Source organism: Sphingobacterium sp. UBA7038, from assembly GCF_002494055.1.
GTDB classification, from domain to species: Bacteria; Bacteroidota; Bacteroidia; order Sphingobacteriales; family Sphingobacteriaceae; genus Sphingobacterium; species Sphingobacterium multivorum.
This window is the reverse complement of sequence record NZ_DLAV01000039.1, coordinates 409,803-428,367: the sequence shown is the minus strand read 5'-3', so window position 1 is coordinate 428,367 and position 18,565 is coordinate 409,803. Positions and strand designations below refer to the sequence as shown.

Genomic DNA, 18,565 nt, shown 5'->3' with positions numbered 1-18,565 from the left:
ATATTTGTCTATAAAGAGTAGATTTGTCTACAATCAAATAGACAGAACCAGACCAAGACGAGAGATTATAACTATTATTGCAATCCGATATAGTCAATTCGTCGACTAATATATAGCTGAATCCACATGAATAAAAAATTTGTATTGCTCATCTGCGGCCTATTGCCCATTTTTTCACAAGCACAGAAAAAAAACAACGCAACACAACGCCCCAATATTGTCTTTATCCTGACGGACGATTTCACAGCCCAAGCATGGGGCGTATATGGCGGTATTTTAAAAGATTTTGTCAAAAATCCGAATATTGAAAAATTAGCCAGTCAGGGGGCGGTACTCAATAATACATTCTGTACCAATTCAATTTGCACCCCTAGCGTGCAACCATACTGACAGGACAGTACAGTAATAAAAACCAAGTCTACACACTGGAAGATGCGTTGGATCCCGATAAGGAAAATATCGCCAAGGATCTGCACAATGCGGGCTACCAAACTGCTGTGTTTGGGAAATGGCATCTGAAAAAAAGGCCAAGTGGATTTGACGATTTTAAAGTTCTTCCTGGACATGGTGTTTATCATAACCCGACTTACCTCTCTAAAGACAACTGGAATGATAAGGAAGAGGCTGGTACACCCTACGAAGGCTATGTAGATGATATCACCACAACGATGAGTCTGGACTGGTTAAAATCACGCAACCCCGATAAACCCTTCTTCTTAATGTGTCATTACAAAGCGACGCATGAACCCTTTGATTTTGCCGAGCGATTCAAAGATTACTACAAAGATGTGGAGTTTCCTTATCCCCCGACATTTTTGGATTCAGGAGCAATCACAACTGGACGCTCTTTCGAAGGGCAGCCCTTGGAAGAGCTTGGCCGCCGTTATGAGCAAGCTTCGGTAGGCCCCTTTTGGACATCTTATCCTGAGCTTCCGTTTTCAACAAAAGGAATGGACCCTTTGGAAGCCCGCAAAAAGATCTACCAAAAGTTCCTCAAAGATTATCTGCGTTGCGTCGCTGGAATCGATGATAATCTAGGGAAAATTATGCGCTATCTTACAGCGGCAAATTTGGACGAAAATACCGTTGTGATTCTGGCTTCCGACCAAGGATACTTCTTAGGAGAACACAATTTTATGGATAAACGATTGATGTACGAAGAATCACTGCGCATGCCTTTTGTGATCAGCTACCCCAAAGAAATCAAAGCTGGTAGTCGATTAGATGACATGATTCTAAATATCGATTTCGCTGCACTATTTGCAGATTATGCGGGCATCAAAAAACCTGCCTACATCCAAGGCGAAAGCTTTCGGAATAACCTCAAAGGAAATACATCCAAAGCATGGCGGTCTGCCATGTATTACCGTTACTGGCAACATGCACCAATACGCCCGGCGCATCTTGGAGTCCGTGATGAACGCTACAAACTGATCTACTTCTATGGACAGCCATTAGAAATGACGGGCAGCGACTCTAAAACAACAGCTCCTGCTTGGGAATTCTATGACTTGCAGCAAGATCCCATGGAAACACACAATGCCATTCTAGACAAAAAATATGTCAAAGAAATTGCCCGGTTGAAGAAAAAGTTGACTAAACTTAAAGCTGAAGCGGGCGATGCTGATGCAACAAGACCAGCTTTTCAGCAGGTTCTCAAACAAGAAAACTTAATCGTTAAATAATTAAATGCAAACGATGGATTTGAAGTATATATTTTCTTTTATATCATTCTTATTTACCCTTGGAGCTTCAGCAGCTTCTATTACGGATGAGAATAAACCAGCTCTGCCCCCAAACATCATTATAATTTTAATGGATGATATGGGCTATGCCGACCCAGTCTGCTATGGTGGTGGCCCCTACCAAACGCCAAATATCGATAAACTCGCAGCACAAGGTCTTCGTTTCACCGATTTTTATGCCGCGCAGCCAATCTGTACAGCTTCCCGAAGTGCCCTATTAACTGGCTGCTACCCTACGCGAATTGGCATTAGCGGCGCGATTGACCATAATGCCAAATTTGCACTTAACCCCGATGAACAAACGATCGCCGAACTATTGAAAAGCAAAGGATATAAAACCGGTATGGTCGGAAAATGGCATCTTGGACATAAAGAGCCTTACCTTCCCCTTCGAAATGGCTTTGACGAGTTCTATGGACTTCCCTACTCCAATGATATGTGGGCCTACGATTATGAAGGAAAAAAATGGCAAGATTCAACTTTTTGGCGGGCCCAATACCCCCCACTTCCTTTAGTAGAAGGCAACAAAACAGTTAAAATTATCGATTCTTTTGATGGTCAGGATCAATTGACCACCGATTATACAAACCGAGCGGTCTCTTTTATCAAACGTAATAAAAATAACCCCTTCTTTCTCTATTTAGCCCATGCCATGGTACATGTCCCACTTGGCGTTTCCGAAAAATTTAAAGGCAAAAGCGGTGCCGGTATGTTTGGGGACGTTATGGAAGAAGTAGACTGGTCCGTAGGCGAAGTGATGAAGACGTTGGAACAAAATCATCTGCTCGAAAACACTATTGTTATTTTCACGAGTGACAATGGTCCATGGCTCACGTTTGGAAACCACGCCGGTTCGACAGGAGGGCTCAGAGAGGGTAAAGCAACTATATTTGATGGTGGATTAAAAGTACCTTGCATTATAAGCTGGCCCGGTCATGTTAAACCCGCAACTGTAAGTAACCAGCTTTTGACCAATATGGACTTACTACCAACGATTGTCAATATTACCCAGGCAGTCAAGCCAACAAAGAAAATCGATGGGATTGATTTTACAGAGCTTCTATTGGGTAATACCCAAAGTACTCCACGAGATGAACTCGCTTATTATCATAATAAAAACAATTTGAAAGCAATCCGAAAAGGAAAATGGAAGCTTGTTTTTCCTGCTGAAACCGAAACATACGAAGCATCTGCAACCATAGGCGGCGATCGGTATCCAGGAAAATATGCTACAGTAAAAGTCCCCTTGGCATTATATAATCTTGCAATTGATCCCGGTGAAGATAGAGACCTAAAAGATCAATATCCCGAAATTGTCAAACAACTCCAACAGGTAGCAGATAAATATCGTCGCACGTTGGGTGACGGATTAAATAACATGGAAGGGACTGAAATACGTCCGGCAGCACAATTATAGTGCAAAAAAAGGGATCCAACACGACACATTTGGATCCCTTTTTTCTTAAACTGATCTGTTAAACAGCAGTATAACCACCATCAACTAGGTAATACCCACCGGTCATAAAAGACGATTTATCCGAACTTAGAAAAAGAACCAGCTCAGCGACTTCCTCTGCCTTTCCCAAACGTCCAATGGGGTGTTTACTGATTAACGCATTGATATGCTCTTTATCCAACTTAGCCAATAACGGTGTATCAATATAACCAGGTCCAACCGCATTACAACGAATATTTTTTTGACCATATTCTGCGCCGATGTTCTTTGTCAGTCCCACTACAGCATGTTTGGCTGAAGTATAAGCACTTGACATAGGTGCAGCCACGGTACCATGAATGGAAGCCATATTGACAATAACACCGCCTCCATTCCTCTCCATGGCTTCTATTTGATATTTACATCCATAAAATACGCCATTGAAATTAATATCAATTACTTTTTTCCATCCATCGAGACTGTAATCTCCCGTTAGTGCAGCCTCTCCACCAATACCAGCATTATTGCATGCAATATCAAGCCGGCCAAATGTCTTGACAGCGTAACCAACCAAGGCCTCATTGTCAGCGGGAGATGAGCTATCTGCTTTGAAAAACACAGCTTCTCCTCCTAGAGATTCAATTTGTTTTACGGTTTCATTCCCCGCTTGCTCGTTGATATCCGAGACAACGACTTTTGCACCTTCTTTACCATAAGCCAATGCAACTGCCAGTCCGATCCCCGAACCCGCCCCTGTTACTAAAGCTACTTTATCTGCTAAAATTTTCATATGATATAAATTTTATGATACAGACAATTTACTAAAAGCAATGCGGAATCAAGTCAAAAAGGCCACTTACTTCAATTAAAACGAAACTAAAATGACATTTCTCGGCGGCTTAGTTCTGTAGCTGCGGATATTTTTTATATAATCTATCCAAAAACAAACGCCCCATCAATTGAAGCCTCGCCTGTGTTTCGAACATACCTGAACCTGGAGAAATAATACCATGTGGCATACGCTGAACAGTGCCGTAATAAATAATATCGAGCCCATTTCCATTGACGTCAAGATGCATTTTCTTAGGTTTCAAGCCCATGACAGAGCCCATGCGTGTTACTTTTTCAGAATTAGTAATCTGCGCAGTTCGCGCATCGAGCAAGGTTTCATGATCAAAAAACAAATGATCTCTCACCTCCCCCTCATCAAAAAATACGTAATGCAACTCGTTGTTGCTAAGCACCAGATAAGAAGCGTTATCCCGTTCATTATAACGAGCCTTTACACCTACAGCCGCCCAAGCAACAGTCTTGGCCGCTGTAGCTGCAGCTGAAGCAACTTTGTCGCCAACTGTTGCAATATACGCGCATTGCGTAAAGGCGTCGATCGGAGCGCCGTTCAACTGTTTTCTTAATTCACTAAATTCATCACTTAACAATTCATCCTTTACGCCTGGAGCTAGGGCAATCCCGGATTCACCTTCATACTTTTTGGCCGTCTCCTTTTGCTTTTTCATCATCATAAGAGAAATGAATACGCAAGCCACAACGATAACGGCAAAAATACCAATGTACAACATCATAAAATAAAATTTAGAATGGGTTTATAATTCAATAAAAAGTCCAAAAAGTGAACAACCTATTCAGGTTTCCTCTTTTTGGCACGATCGACAACAAAAATTTTGCCAGACTAAAGAATTTTATCCGGGTAGTGAATATTATTTAAAGCTGTCTGGTGCATATCAACCCAAATATCATTGTTTGACTGCTGTATAAGCCAATTTGGAGAGCTTCGCATGTCGGCATCCTCATCATTATTGTAAATGGATGGAAAATCAGACTCTTTGGCCCTAAGCAAAACAACGATCGTACCAGCCATGAGCAAAGGGATATCACCCAAAACGAGATTATAAAAACCATCTTCAAGCAATCCTGGACTAAAACGCTGTAAACTGTCATAACTACGTTCTAATTTGCCAATCAATTTTTCCAGTTCATGCGGATAATGAACCTCAACATAAGACTCAAACAAAGCCGAGCCTTTATTGTAGAATCCCGCTTTCATGAGGTTTAATGCTTCATTTCTATAAACCTGCAACCATCGATCCGAAGCAAGATCATGGTATTGCGCATCCGCCTCTTTACCATCACGTTTCAAGGCCCAAAGCTTAAGCTGCTCAAGCCGCTCCGTTGTTTCCATTCCATTTTTTTCCATAAGGCTATCGCTCCCGCTCTTTAAGTTCCATTTGTAATAGAATATCCCGCTTCTTACCTTCAATTAAAGACAAATTGCCTGCAACAAAAACACCTTTCTGTCCCGAATTTTTGCTAATACCATACACCGACGATTCATCATCAGGATCTGATGCACCTTCATAGCGAAATAAGTAGTCAATTCTGTACTGATCTGCATGAGCCAACAAATCGTCAAATTCAATATTATAATCTATCGTGTAACCTAAGTTGTTTAACTTTTCCAAGGCAACACTTGCAGAGGAGTATCCATGCATTCTTTCCATAGTTGATTGTTCTAAATCCGATCTAAATTCTAATTTTTATTATAAAACGATTGACAAAAGAGTTTTGTTTTCCGCAATTTGAAATAGTTTATTCGAAATCATATTTCTACTTTTGTGCTACCAAACACGATGAAATATGGCAAATCTAGCAGCACCAGCGTATCAGCATACACCTCAACTAGCTTTTCAACGATTACTCGATGTCTTATATACCTTACGGATTGAATGTCCCTGGGATAAAAAACAGACCATGGAATCCCTTCGACATTTGACCATGGAGGAAATGTATGAATTAACCGACGCCATTTTGGAAAAAGATTATCCAGAAATCAAAAAAGAGCTTGGTGACGTCTTGATGCATCTTGTATTCTATGCCCGCATTGCCGAAGAAGACGGACATTTCAACATCGTAGACGTACTCAATGCAATCTGTGATAAATTGATTACGCGCCATCCCCACATCTACGGCGACACCAGTGCTGATACAGAAGATCAAGTCAAATCCAATTGGGAAACAATCAAGCTCAAAGAAGGCAATACATCTGTTCTTTCCGGCGTGCCGAAAGGCCTACCCGCTTTGGTAAAGGCCTATCGTATCCAAGATAAAGTTCGCGGTGTCGGCTTTGACTGGGAAGATAAGAAACAAGTATGGGAAAAAGTAGAGGAAGAGCTTGCCGAATTTAAAGCAGAATTTAATCTGGAGACAGCACTTCCTATGGATCAGGAAAAAGCAGAAGGGGAATTTGGCGACCTCTTATTCTCCTTAATAAATTATGCACGGCATATTGGTATCAATCCTGAAAATGCTCTAGAACGCACCAACAAAAAATTCATTGAGCGATTTACCTATTTAGAACAAAAAGCCGCTGAAAATAAGCAGCTGCTGCAGGAAATGAGTTTAGAAGAAATGGACGTTTATTGGAATGAAGCTAAAAAATTAAAAAAATAAAGCAATTCCTAAAAAGGGAGTCACCGACCGAATTTAATTCGACTTTGTCAAATTTATGCGTAAATTCGCAGGAATATGGAAACAGTTGTTAGCGGTATCAGAAGTACCGGAAAATTACATTTAGGAAATTACTACGGCGCATTGAGCAATTTTGTGAAAATGCAAAACGAATATAATTGCTTTTTTTTCATTGCGGATTTACATTCACTAACGACCCACCCCACTCCTCATGGACTTCAGGGAACGGTTCGCCAAGTTATTGTTGAATATCTAGCTGCAGGAATAGACCCCGAAAAATCGACTATTTACGTTCAATCAGATGTTCCAGAAGTTGCGGAACTCTATCTATACATGAATATGAATGCCTATCTCGGCGAGCTTGAACGTGCTACAGCATTTAAGGATAAAGTTAGAAGCAATCCCGACAATGTTAACGCAGGTTTATTGACCTATCCGGTCTTGATGGCCTGTGATATATTGATTCACCATGGCACAAAAGTTCCAGTAGGAAAAGATCAGGAACAACATTTGGAGATGACGCGGACTTTTGGCAATCGCTTCAATCGCTTATACAACGTAGATTATTTTAAAGAAGCATTTGCATTCTCCTATTCCGACAAATTGGTGAAAGTTCCCGGACTTGCAGGCCAGGGAAAAATGGGTAAATCCAATGGTGAGGCAGATTGTATTTATCTATCGGATAGTGAAACCGTAATTCGTAAAAAGGTGATGCGTGCTGTATCCGATTCTGGCCCAACTGAGATGAACCAGCCTAAGCCTGAAGCTATCCAAAATCTTTTTGATTTAATGAAGGTCGTATCTACTGCAGATACGTTACAGCATTTTGATGAACTCTATAACAAATGTGAAATTCGTTATGGTGATTTCAAAAAACAATTGGCAGAAGATATGGTACTTGCAACCAACGATGTACGCTCCCGTATTGAGGATATATCAAACGATGATGCATACATTGCTAAAGTTGCAAAAATGGGCGCTGAAAAAGCAAGCGAATCTGCGCACAAGACACTGAAAGAGGTTCGTGAGATTATTGGTATTAAAAGATTTTATTAAGCTAGAAATAATATGCACATCGCTATCGTTGGAAATATAGGTGCCGGCAAAACAACGTTGACCGAAATGTTGGCCAGTCACTTTAAATTTGAACCTCAGTTTGAAGCTGTAGACAACAATCCTTATCTGGAAGATTTTTATTCGGACATGAAACGCTGGGCATTCAATCTTCAGATTTTTTTCCTCAACAGTCGCTTTAGACATATTGTAAAATTGCAGGAAACTGGCATTGATATGATTCAGGATCGTACCATTTATGAAGATGCTTATATCTTTGCCGAAAACTTGTATGATATGGGTTTAATGAGCGCACGTGATTTTGAAAACTATAGTAATATTTTTCAAAGCATTATCCACTATATCAAACCGCCAGATTTATTGATTTACCTCAAAGCCTCTGTCCCTACCCTGGTGAATAATATCCAAAAAAGAGGCCGTGACTATGAATCCGCAATTCGCTTGGATTATCTGTCGAAGCTGAACGATAAATACGATAAATGGATCAATAATTACAAAGAAGGTAAGGTAATGATTCTGGACAAGGACAATCTGGACTTCACCAAAAACCCAGAAGACCTCGGCGATATCATTCAAAAGATCGAAGCCGAATTATTCGGATTGTTCGAATAATCAACGAATTAAAAAGCCTGTAAAATAACGTTATTTTACAGGCTTTTTGATAAATTTCAATTGCCCATCCATTGATAAAAAATAAAAGATGAAATTTTTAGGTATTATCCCTGCTCGATATGCATCGAGCAGATTCCCTGGAAAACCCCTGATCGACATCGAAGGAAAAACGATGATCCAGCGTGTCTACGAACAGGTCAAAAAATCAACAAAATTAAACGAAGTTGTTGTCGCAACCGACGATCAACGGATAGCACAAACTGTACTTTCCTTTGGTGGCAAAGTCGTCATGACAGCAGAGCACCACCAATCGGGAACAGATCGTTGCGCCGAAGTTATAACGGATATAGAAGGTTATGATGTTGCCATCAATATACAGGGTGACGAACCCTTTATTGACCCCGCGCAAATTGATCTTTTAGCACATTGTTTTGAAGATACCACTACGCAGATAGCGACCCTAGTCAAAGAAATTACTGCGGAGGAAGAACTATTCAATGTAAACATCCCTAAAGTTGTCCGAAACAGCAAAGGAGAAGCAATCTACTTTAGTAGGCAGACCATTCCTTTTTTAAGAGGTGTGGAAAAAGACCAATGGTTACAAAAGCAAACATTCTATAAACATATCGGAATATATGCTTACCAGGTAGATACATTAAAAGCCCTGACACAACTTCCCATTTCTATGCTAGAAGAAGCAGAGGCATTGGAACAGCTGCGCTGGATAGAAAACGGTTACACCATTCAAACGGCAATTACAATGCATGAAACTGTCGCGGTGGATACAAAAGAAGACCTCGCTAAAATATTAAGACTATTTTTTAATAAATAGTAAAGCTTACCGGTGTTCGGTATAGTATAACGACCGGACACCTTCCAATAGTACCTGCTTATCCGAATCACTTAATTTGATCATCTGCGCTTTTGCTCTGATCAATTCATCCAATTGCAATTTGGTACTCACACCAACGAGTGCTGTACCAACAGCTGCGTTAGAAAGCACATAAGATAGTGCAACAATCATATTGTCTTTTCCGATACGTTTGGAAAGATTTGCCAAGTTTCTCACGATATGGGCCACCTCTCCCGAACTATACTGAAGAAAAGGTTCAATAGGTTTGTTGATGAGAACACCTTTGGCTAATACACCGCGTACGACGATACTTACACCCCGTTCTTCCAACAAGCCACTGATTTCTTCTTCTGGTCTTCTATCCAATAGACTGTATTGCATCATTACTGAGGCAATGTCAGATTTGGACAAAAATGCCTTGATAACGTTTGGGCGAATTGATGAAAGGCCATAAGCACGGATTTTCCCTTGTTTCTTCAACAACTCAAACGCTTCAACAATCTCCTCTATCGGATCTTCTATTGTACCACCATGTAACTGATAGAGGTCGATGTAATCCGTTTTTAAACGTGACAACGAACCTTCCACAGCCTTGATAATATAGTCCCTCGAAGCCTTCCAATCCCAACCGGATCCATCTGCACGCCAAAGGTTACCAACTTTCGACGCCAAAACAATATGCTTGCGAAAGCTTTGCACACTCTCCCCGACGATCATCTCGTTTAGGCCTTTATCGTAGAGATCAGCGGTATCAAAGAAAGTGATCCCGTTCTCGTAAGCTTTTTGGATAATATCTTTGGATTGTTTGGACTGATTGCCTTTTAGCGACATACAGCCCAAACCTATTTCCGAAACGATTAAGCTTGTATTTCCTAATTTACGTTGTTCCATCTGCACCAATATCAAGCAATTCTACCTCAAACACCAATGTGCTGTTTGCAGGAATTTCACCTGTCGCCCGTTCGCCATACGCTAATCTACTAGGTATAAAAAATTTATATTTTGCCCCTTTGGACATTAACGGGATTCCAATCTGCCAACCCTTGATCACCTGACCCAAGGATAGTTTCAATGGCTCCTTACGGTCGTATGAGCTATCAAATTGCTTTCCATTGAGTAAGGTACCTCTATAATGTACTGTTACCTCATCGTCACTTTTTGGTTTTGGACCTTCCGCCTCATTTAGAACAAGATATTGAATTCCTTCAGCTGTAGATTTCATCCCAACAACCTTTGCATTTTCGGCAAAAAATTTATCTTCTTCAGCACGGCTAGCAGCCTCTTTTTTAGCACGAACGTCCATGATCGCCTGCTGGATAACAGCTCTTCCTTGGCCATCTTCCAATAGCGATTTCTCCCCTTTCAAGACATCCGAAATTGCTTTTGCAATAACATCTGACTTCAAGTAATCGATCTCAATAGATTTTAGTGAATTTCCGATATCGGCACCAAACGCATATGACACAGAATCGGCCTTCGTTTTCAGTTGATTTGTTGTACTTGATTTAGTTGCGACGACCTTCTTCTTCGCCGTCATGTTCGTTTTTTTTTGTTGGGCAAATCCTGTGACTGTTGTCAAGGATAATAGGGCTAATGCAATATACTTCATGTTTGTTTAACGGTGCTTCTGCACGATTTCATTTATAATTTCCTGCGTGATATTAGGGTAATCAACTTCAACCCTAGATTTACTGTTGAGCCAGGCTTCTATCGCCAGCATGTTTTTCTGTTTTAAGCTCGAAATTACAGGCACCCCCATCTCTTCCAATGACGCTGCATTCAAATGCTGCTCATATTGGTTTTTCATCGGGATAACTAACAGTTTCTTTTTCAAATATAACGCTTCTGCCGGTGTTTCAAAACCTGCCCCACATAAAACTCCAGAAGAAGATGCCATACTATCAATAAAAGATTGGTTATTGATCGGTCTTATCGTTACATTTTTCATGTCAAATGCCTTCGAATTATGTTTGCTAAAAACATCCCACTTCACATCCGGAAACTTCATCAAATGCTTTAAAAGATGCGCATCGTCATATGCTGGGAGGTAAACCGTATAATGTCCCTGATCTGTCACGTTCAATTCACGAACAGCATTACGGATAACCGGTTGATAAATATTCTTGGCGTATCGCTTGAAATGGAAACCATAGGAATGGGTAGACGGAGCATAATTTTTCATAATAAATTTGCCCAGCATATCACTATCTTCTGGCTTAGGACTCGATGGATCTAAGGCAGCGATCTGATGGCTCAACCCAATGCAGTCCAAATCTTTTGAATGACAAGCCCAAGCAGAAATCGGTTCAAAATCATTGATCACCAAATCATAGTTTTCTATAGGCAAGCTCTTAATTTCATTCGTAAATTTACGGATCGTCGAACTCATAAATGTTTTCCACAGATCTACTCCGCCGGATTTACCAAAGATAAAACTCAACCCGTGAAAACGGTATTTCACTTCGAAAGGTAATGATAGATCTGCTTGAATTCCACTAACCAAAACATCGACTTCCCCTAACTCTCTCAAACAGGGGACAATATCCATTGCCCGGCTCAGATGTCCATTTCCTGTCCCTTGTACGGCATACAATATCTTCATAACGACTGTATTTTGTGTCGGCAAATTAATCAATTTTAACGAGTATCAATATTATTTTATTGTTTAGTTATGTTAAGAAAATATAAATTAACATCAATAAAAAAAATCGTTAATCCATTTTTAATTTTCCTTTACGTATATTTAATATCAACAATTAATTAATAGCCAGTTTGATACCCCATGAAGTCTCTATTTTATCGAATGCTTTGCATAGTCGCCATGCTAATTTTAACATCGTGGGGATTTTTTGCTCATAAAAAAATTAATCATTATGCCGTCTTTGCGCTCCCCGCTCAGTTGGCTAAGTTCTATAAATCCAATATTGACATTATTACCGAAAAAGCTGTTGATCCAGATAAACGCTGCTTCACAGACAGCGCTGAAGGCCCAAGACATTTTATAGATTTAGAGGACTACCGCAAGGAAAGTACAGTTGACTCCATGCCGATACATTGGTCACAGGCCAAAGAGAAATTTCAAGAAAGGCAATTGTTAAAAAATGGTATTGTGCCCTGGCAAATCAATCTTACCTATCAAAAGCTTGTTAAGGCCTTTCAAGCAAAAGATTATAAACGGATCATCAAACACTCAGCAGAACTCGGCCATTATATTGCTGATGCCCATGTTCCATTGCACACGACTAAAAATTATAATGGACAGCTGACGAATCAACTCGGTATACACGCATTCTGGGAGAGCCGCTTACCGGAAATGTTTTCAGAAAAATACAACCTTCGCGTTGGAAAAGCCAACTATATCAAAGATCCCTTAGCGGAAGCCTGGGGTATCGTCCGTGAAAGCAATCGCCTTGTGGATTCTGTATTGAGCATTGAAGCCCGGCTTAATCGTCAATTTAAGGCATCTCAAAAAAAATCTTTTATTGAGCGAAACAATCAATTGGTATGGACCTATTCCGACAGTTATGCTAGAGCTTATCATGAAGCCATGAACGGTATGGTTGAAAGGAGAATGCAAAAAACCATTTTACGCGTTGCTTCCTATTGGTATTCAGCCTGGCTCGAATCCGGCCAACCCGACTTGACTAACATCGAAAAAATAAAAAGCAGCGACAAGCAAGATCACATCGATATAACGGGGAAAAAGCGTATCGGCCGAGAAGAATGGATGTAAGAAGGTTACAAAATATCATCCGGACTACCAGTATTATTCATGCCGGACTATTTATTTTTTAGTCAGCTAAGCTACTTTTGCAGCGTAAAATCTAGGAAAGCATGTTGAATAAGAATATTACGTTAACAAACCTTGCATTAGTGCTGAGTATTGGAGCTGCGACTGCTCAGATTAAAGACACAACCACTTTGGGCGAAGTCATCATTAATCAAAATCGCTTACAGATCCCTTTTTCAAAACAGAGCAAAAATATCCAAATATTGACGCAGGAAGATATACAGAGACTACCAAATCGATCAATCAACGAGTTGCTTAGCAATATCCCAGGCGTTGATATTCGCCAACGTGGACCATTTGGTTCGCAGGCAGATATAAGTATCGACGGTGGGTCTTTTGAACAGACGGCGATCCTACTCAATGGTGTTAAAATCACTGATCCACAGAGTGCCCATCACAACATGAACCTTCCGGTTCCTCTAGAGGCCATCGAGCGCATCGAAATAATTCGGGGGCCGGCTTCACGGATTTTCGGTATTAATGCACTAACCGGTGCCATTAACATCGTAACAAAGAAAATTGAATCAAATCAAATTAGCGCCCAGGTATATAGTGGTTCTTCATTCAAAGATAATGAGCAGACAAGTGCAGGCAAGTATTATGGTAAAGGTGTTCAGCTTGGCTCACAGTTCTTAACCAAGCAAACAAGCCACGGTTTATATTTTGGTCACGAAGATTCGAATGGACAACGCTATAATACAGCCTCCAACAATAATAAACTCTATTATGACGGTACATATCAACCGAATACAGCCAATATGATAAAAGCCAATGTTGGCTATATCAACAATCAATTTGGAGCCAATGGTTACTATGCTGCGCCGAGTGACAAGGAAGCTTATGAACAGGTTAAGACAGCTTTCGCTTCCCTGCAGTCCAAGCATCAATTAACACAGGCATTTTCCATCAGTCCACGTCTCAGTAATCGCTACAACGAAGATGAATATTGGTATTTAGGCAGAGAAACAACCAAAGGTAGATCCAAACATTACAGCAACGTCTTCGGAGCAGAAATCAATGCTACATTGGAGCAAAGTTATGGTACATTTGGCTTAGGATTAGAAAGTCGATTTGAACGCATCAATAGCACCAGTATTGGCGACCATAACCGGGAGAATTACGGCGGCTACCTTGAATTCAAAACAGAGGCGATCAAAAAACTGATGATCAACTCTGGTGCCTACATCAATTACAACTCAAAATTTGGCTGGCAGGTATTCCCGGGTCTAGATTTGGGATATGATATTACCGAACATTGGAAGATTGTAGTCAACGCAGGTTCTAGCCAGCGGATCCCTTCCTTTACGGATCTTTACACCAATCAGACAGCCAACGTCGGAAACCCCACACTGAGCTCTGAAAATGCCTATCAGATCGAAAGTGGTATAAAATACTTATCCAATCGGATTATTGCTCAAGCGGGCTATTTCCATCGAAGGATAAGCGATTTCATAGACTGGCAAAAAGAGGATGCCACTACAGGAAGCGGAACGATCATTCCCTGGAAACCAATAAATATTGGAAAAAATAAAATTGATGGATTCAATGCTTCATTCCGATATAATATCAATGATCCCAGCGCAACGACACGATACTTTACAACGCTAAGTTATAATTATCTCAACCCAAGCATAACATTAGCAGACGGGATACTATCCAAATATGCTATTGAAAGCTTAAGGCATCAAGTTATTGCCAACTTTACCATAAACCACAAGAACTGGATGTTAACTTCTGCAAACCGCTTTAATGAGCGTATCAGTTACAAATCTTATTTCATCGCTGACGTAAGAGGATCGTACCAACTCCACGACTTAAACATCTTTGTGGATGTTCAGAATATATTTGACAAGAGTTATATAGAAGCTGCCGCCGTTCCAATGCCCGGTCGTTGGTTTAGTATCGGCGCAAAATATAAACTGAACTATTAAACCCGATCAAATGGCAAAATCGGTTCTCTTCCCTTTTCCCATCAATTATAAAAAAGTCCCAAATGGAATGACCATTTGGGACTTTTCATTGTGCTATTGACACATAGAAGCATGTACCATGCCCTAGTTAAGAAAACGCCAACTATAAAATAAGTTACTTTTTCTTGGGAAGAACAGATAAAATTCCCCCAATTAAATGTTTTTGGAACTCGGGTTCGTCATAGGACTCATCGGTATGTCCAAGCCCGGTATAGAAGACTTTCCCTCCGTCGTAGGTCTGGGTCCAGGAGATTGGATGTTGATCCCCCATTTTTCCACCTTGGTAGCTTTTTTCATCCAAATTCATCAACACATGCAATCCGTCCTTCACGTCCTTGAAATTATACCATTCATCTTTGTGCCACCAGATCGGATCGAGGTGCTTGGTGGCCGCATGTTTTCTATCCAGCACATCAATTTTGGCTTTTTGTACGGCAGGATGAGATGCAAAATATGCCCCTACAAGGCCGTTATACCAGGGCCAATCAAACTCCGTATCCGTCGCTGCATGAATACCCACAAACCCTTTTCCTGATTGGATATACCGCACAAAAGCTTCCTGTTGCGCATTATCGAGAATATCGCCAGTTGTACTCAGAAAGATAACAGCGTCATATTTTTTCAATCCCTGATCTGTAAACAGAGCAGCATCCTCCGAATGATCAGATTTTATCTTTTCTTTATCTAGCAACTGTTTAAGTACCTGCGCACCCTTTTCGATGCTTCCGTGTCTAAACCCTTTTGTCTTGCTAAAGATCAATACTTGCCTTTGTGCCTGAACAGCAGCTGATATCCCCAACAGGAGAAACAGAAAAATGAAGATTCTATTCATGATATAAATGGTTATTATGATGATTTAAGTTTAGGTTTACTATTTTCCGCAACGAAATCGCGATAAAAATAGCTGTACAGAAATGCCGCGCATTCTCCCGATACACGGCTTTTCTGTTTTATTATTGTGTGATTAGCTCACGGTAAAAATCAAGACTTTCTATAATATCATCCTCAGAAACGTAGATATCATATTGACAACTGCCAATTTGGTCAAGCAATGCGAAACCGATCTGATTGGACAGGTTTTTCTTATCATTTCGCATCAGATCCAACAAGGCTGTATCAATGGATGAATCAAATGTGTAATCGTTGAAATATTTTCTAAAAGTTTGGATCAAATCGTTTAATTCATCCAAAGGCAAGCCATTCAATTTATGCGATAGATACCCCTCACAAATCATTCCTACTGCAATAGCTTCTCCATGTAATAAAGGTGAAGCATCGTTCAACAAAGAGTATCCCTCAATAGCATGACCAATTGTATGGCCAAAGTTTAAAATTTTACGCAGTCCTTTTTCTTTCGGATCCTCAAGGATAACACGGTTTTTGATCGAAACAGAATGTTTGACCAAAGAATTATCGATTTGATCGATCTCCAATGTTTTCACTCGCTCATAATAAGCCCGATCGAAGATCAGGCCATGTTTGATTACTTCAGCAAAACCTGAGATTAACTGACGTTGATCTAAAGTTTTCAAAAACTGGCTTGAAATAAAAACAGCCTGGGGTTGTGCAAAAGTTCCAATAATATTTTTCACACTTCCCATATCAATACCGGTTTTACCCCCTACTGATGCATCTACCTGGGAAAGTAAAGTCGTCGGAATTTGAATAAAATCCATCCCTCTTTTGAAAGTCGATGCGGCAAATCCTCCCATATCAGTCACCACACCACCGCCAAGATTGATCATCAATGAATGTCTATCAGCTCCGAAATCGAGCATATTATGCCATACACCAATACAGAAATCAATATTTTTATTTTCTTCGCCCGGATCTACTTCTATCACATCATAATTCGCTAAATTGGGTAAAGCTTGCTGAAATAGCGGCAAACAATTATCCAAAGTATTGGTATCCACCAATACGATGATCTTTGAGTAATTGCGCTCAGCTAAAAACGCCTCTAAAGAGGCCAACGTATCATCAAAATATACCTGATAGCCCAAACTTTCTATGACTTCCATTCTATGATTCTTTAAGGTTTAAGTTTTCTATTTACCAATATTGTTTAATATTACACCAATTTTATTTCCATCCCATCAAATTCAACAACATCTCCTGGTCTTAATTTGAGTCTTTTCCGGTAATCAACCTGCCCATTATACTTCACATACCCTTCCGCCACAACCCATTGAGCCATAGCACCATGCTCCACCCAATTTAAAGCTTTAAGTAACTGTATAAGCTGGATATATTCGCCCTCGATTTTAAATTCTTGCATTTCACAAAAATAGTGGTTTCACTGAGGAATACAAGAATTATCATCGTTTTAATGCTTACTAAATTGCTACATTTGCCTTATTGCAAATAAAGATTATGATTGAGAATTCTGAGCCCAAGACATTATCCTTTGATAATACAGAGATTGCTTTTAAAAGTAAAAGCGATAAGGATTTGGAAAGAGCGTATTGGTTATTCAAAATAATAGCGAATAACTTCTTGACAAAAGTAGGTCCGTCAATGACCAACTTTGCCCTGAACATAGGACTGCCTATCCAAGGCATTATCCGTAAAACAATCTTCAAACATTTTTGTGGTGGAGAAACCATCGTGGGTTGCGAAGCAGCAATCAACGAATTGGGAGAGAATGGTGTAGGGACAATATTGGATTATTCCGTTGAAGGAGAAGAAACAGAAAGTGCATTTGACGCCTGCTGCGAAGAGGTATTACGTACCGTAGTTGCGGCCAGTAAAAACAAGTACATTCCATTTTCAGTATTTAAACCAACTGGATTAGGACGTTTTGAGTTATTTGAAAAGGTCAACGCCAAAGAAACTTTAACAGAGGCAGAACAAGGAGAATACCAACGCATGTTGGATCGTACTGACCGTATCTGTAAAGCATGTCATGCCGCCGGTGTAAAAGTTTTAGTGGATGCTGAACATTCATGGATTCAAGATGCGATCGATGATATTGCACGTGAAATGATGGAAAAATACAATATGGAGAAACCAATTGTATATAATACTTATCAATTGTACCGTAGTGATAAGTTGGCATCTTTGAAAGCCGACTTTGAATACGCAAAAGTTAGAGGCTTTCACATGGGTGCTAAGATCGTTCGTGGTGCCTACATGGAGATCGAACGTGCTCGTGCTGCACAAAAAGGTTATTCCGATCCCATCCAGCCAAATAAAGAAGCTTCCGATAGAGATTATAATGAAGCTATTGAATTTATCTTGGACCACCTGGACAACTTTGGGCTAATGGCGGGTACACACAATGAGGACAGTAGCATGTTATTGGCGAAGGAAATTGACAGACGTGGTATCGATAGATCCACCGATCGCATCTTCTTTGCGCAATTATTGGGTATGTCTGACAACCTGAGCTTTAACTTAGCGGCACATGGCTATAATGTTGCTAAATACATGCCTTATGGACCGGTTAAAGCGGTGATGCCATACCTTTTCCGTAGAGCACAAGAAAATACTTCCGTCGCAGGAGCGACAGGTCGGGAGCTCGGGCTTTTGATCAAAGAAAAACAAAGAAGAAAAGCTAGTCGATAACGACTAGCTTTTTTTATAATTGGCGGGCATCAA

Annotated in this window: 18 protein-coding genes and 1 pseudogene; 9 read left to right on the top strand and 10 right to left on the bottom strand. The window is 40.3% G+C overall.

Translation table 11 applies throughout. From position 1 onward, the window contains the following. Positions 1-126 precede the first annotated feature (126 nt). A pseudogene (locus B3H30_RS23355) lies at positions 127-1,685 on the top strand (sulfatase family protein). A gap of 13 nt (positions 1,686-1,698) precedes the next feature. Further along, positions 1,699-3,162, top strand: coding sequence for a sulfatase family protein (locus tag B3H30_RS23350; RefSeq protein WP_286834874.1), 1,464 nt, complete (start codon positions 1,699-1,701; stop codon positions 3,160-3,162). A gap of 58 nt (positions 3,163-3,220) precedes the next feature. On the opposite strand, the gene B3H30_RS23345 is transcribed toward B3H30_RS23350, so the two are convergent. The 4 genes from B3H30_RS23345 to B3H30_RS23330 form a co-directional block, all read right to left on the bottom strand. Then, positions 3,221-3,970: an SDR family NAD(P)-dependent oxidoreductase gene (locus B3H30_RS23345; protein ID WP_075992070.1), complete on the bottom strand. Its 750-nt coding sequence runs from the start codon at positions 3,968-3,970 to the stop codon at positions 3,221-3,223. Between the two features lie 109 nt (positions 3,971-4,079). After that, positions 4,080-4,763: a hypothetical protein gene (locus B3H30_RS23340; protein WP_286834873.1), complete on the bottom strand. Its 684-nt coding sequence runs from the start codon at positions 4,761-4,763 to the stop codon at positions 4,080-4,082. Positions 4,764-4,870: 107 nt separating this feature from the next. Next, positions 4,871-5,395: a hypothetical protein gene (locus B3H30_RS23335; RefSeq protein ID WP_286709504.1), complete on the bottom strand. Its 525-nt coding sequence runs from the start codon at positions 5,393-5,395 to the stop codon at positions 4,871-4,873. 4 nt (positions 5,396-5,399) lie between these two features. Next, complete coding sequence (locus B3H30_RS23330; protein ID WP_153848806.1) at positions 5,400-5,699, bottom strand: hypothetical protein; 300 nt, start codon at positions 5,697-5,699, stop codon at positions 5,400-5,402. Between the two features lie 136 nt (positions 5,700-5,835). On the opposite strand from B3H30_RS23330, the gene mazG reads away from it, so the two are divergent. The 4 genes from mazG to kdsB all read left to right on the top strand — a co-directional run bounded on the left by mazG (position 5,836) and on the right by kdsB (position 9,184). Then, a complete protein-coding gene (gene mazG, locus B3H30_RS23325; RefSeq protein ID WP_286834872.1) occupies positions 5,836-6,648 on the top strand; it encodes a nucleoside triphosphate pyrophosphohydrolase in 813 nt (270 codons plus the stop codon). A 75-nt stretch (positions 6,649-6,723) separates the two neighbouring features. Beyond that, entirely contained in the window at positions 6,724-7,722 is a 999-nt protein-coding gene (gene trpS, locus B3H30_RS23320) for a tryptophan--tRNA ligase (protein ID WP_088161124.1), read from the top strand. Positions 7,723-7,734: 12 nt separating this feature from the next. After that, positions 7,735-8,352 (top strand): deoxynucleoside kinase, encoded by a 618-nt coding sequence (locus B3H30_RS23315; protein ID WP_075992064.1) that lies wholly within the window; start codon positions 7,735-7,737, stop codon positions 8,350-8,352. Between the two features lie 88 nt (positions 8,353-8,440). Beyond that, entirely contained in the window at positions 8,441-9,184 is a 744-nt protein-coding gene (gene kdsB / locus B3H30_RS23310) for a 3-deoxy-manno-octulosonate cytidylyltransferase (RefSeq protein ID WP_286709506.1), read from the top strand. Positions 9,185-9,190: 6 nt separating this feature from the next. Here the strand turns inward: kdsB and B3H30_RS23305 are convergent, their stop codons facing one another. The 3 genes from B3H30_RS23305 to B3H30_RS23295 are packed head-to-tail and all read right to left on the bottom strand — an operon-like array spanning position 9,191 to position 11,807. Then, entirely contained in the window at positions 9,191-10,096 is a 906-nt protein-coding gene (locus B3H30_RS23305) for an aldo/keto reductase (RefSeq protein ID WP_286709507.1), read from the bottom strand. Beyond that, positions 10,083-10,814, bottom strand: coding sequence for an FKBP-type peptidyl-prolyl cis-trans isomerase (locus B3H30_RS23300; protein WP_286709508.1), 732 nt, complete (start codon positions 10,812-10,814; stop codon positions 10,083-10,085). Before B3H30_RS23300 ends, B3H30_RS23305 begins: the two co-directional genes overlap by 14 nt. A gap of 6 nt (positions 10,815-10,820) precedes the next feature. Next, positions 10,821-11,807 carry a glycosyltransferase family protein gene (locus B3H30_RS23295; RefSeq protein WP_088161122.1) on the bottom strand — a complete coding sequence of 329 codons (987 nt, stop codon included), beginning with the start codon at positions 11,805-11,807 and terminating at the stop codon, positions 10,821-10,823. A 219-nt stretch (positions 11,808-12,026) separates the two neighbouring features. Here B3H30_RS23295 and B3H30_RS23290 point away from each other — a divergent pair, with 219 nt between their 5' ends. Together B3H30_RS23290 and B3H30_RS23285 are read left to right on the top strand one after the other, a co-directional pair. Next, positions 12,027-12,938: a zinc dependent phospholipase C family protein gene (locus B3H30_RS23290; RefSeq protein ID WP_286709509.1), complete on the top strand. Its 912-nt coding sequence runs from the start codon at positions 12,027-12,029 to the stop codon at positions 12,936-12,938. Positions 12,939-13,039: 101 nt separating this feature from the next. Beyond that, positions 13,040-14,926 carry a TonB-dependent receptor plug domain-containing protein gene (locus tag B3H30_RS23285; protein ID WP_286709510.1) on the top strand — a complete coding sequence of 629 codons (1,887 nt, stop codon included), beginning with the start codon at positions 13,040-13,042 and terminating at the stop codon, positions 14,924-14,926. A 154-nt stretch (positions 14,927-15,080) separates the two neighbouring features. Here the strand turns inward: B3H30_RS23285 and B3H30_RS23280 are convergent, their stop codons facing one another. From B3H30_RS23280 to B3H30_RS23270, 3 genes are all read right to left on the bottom strand, one after another. Beyond that, positions 15,081-15,797, bottom strand: a complete 717-nt coding sequence (locus B3H30_RS23280; RefSeq protein WP_145327423.1) for a ThuA domain-containing protein — start codon at positions 15,795-15,797, stop codon at positions 15,081-15,083. A gap of 121 nt (positions 15,798-15,918) precedes the next feature. Further along, on the bottom strand, positions 15,919-16,986 hold the full coding sequence (aroB, locus tag B3H30_RS23275; protein ID WP_088161118.1) for a 3-dehydroquinate synthase: 1,068 nt from the start codon (positions 16,984-16,986) through the stop codon (positions 15,919-15,921). 50 nt (positions 16,987-17,036) lie between these two features. Then, entirely contained in the window at positions 17,037-17,243 is a 207-nt protein-coding gene (locus B3H30_RS23270) for an RNA-binding S4 domain-containing protein (RefSeq protein ID WP_088161117.1), read from the bottom strand. 95 nt (positions 17,244-17,338) lie between these two features. Here B3H30_RS23270 and B3H30_RS23265 point away from each other — a divergent pair, with 95 nt between their 5' ends. Then, entirely contained in the window at positions 17,339-18,532 is a 1,194-nt protein-coding gene (locus tag B3H30_RS23265) for a proline dehydrogenase family protein (protein WP_286834871.1), read from the top strand. Positions 18,533-18,565: the final 33 nt, after the last annotated feature.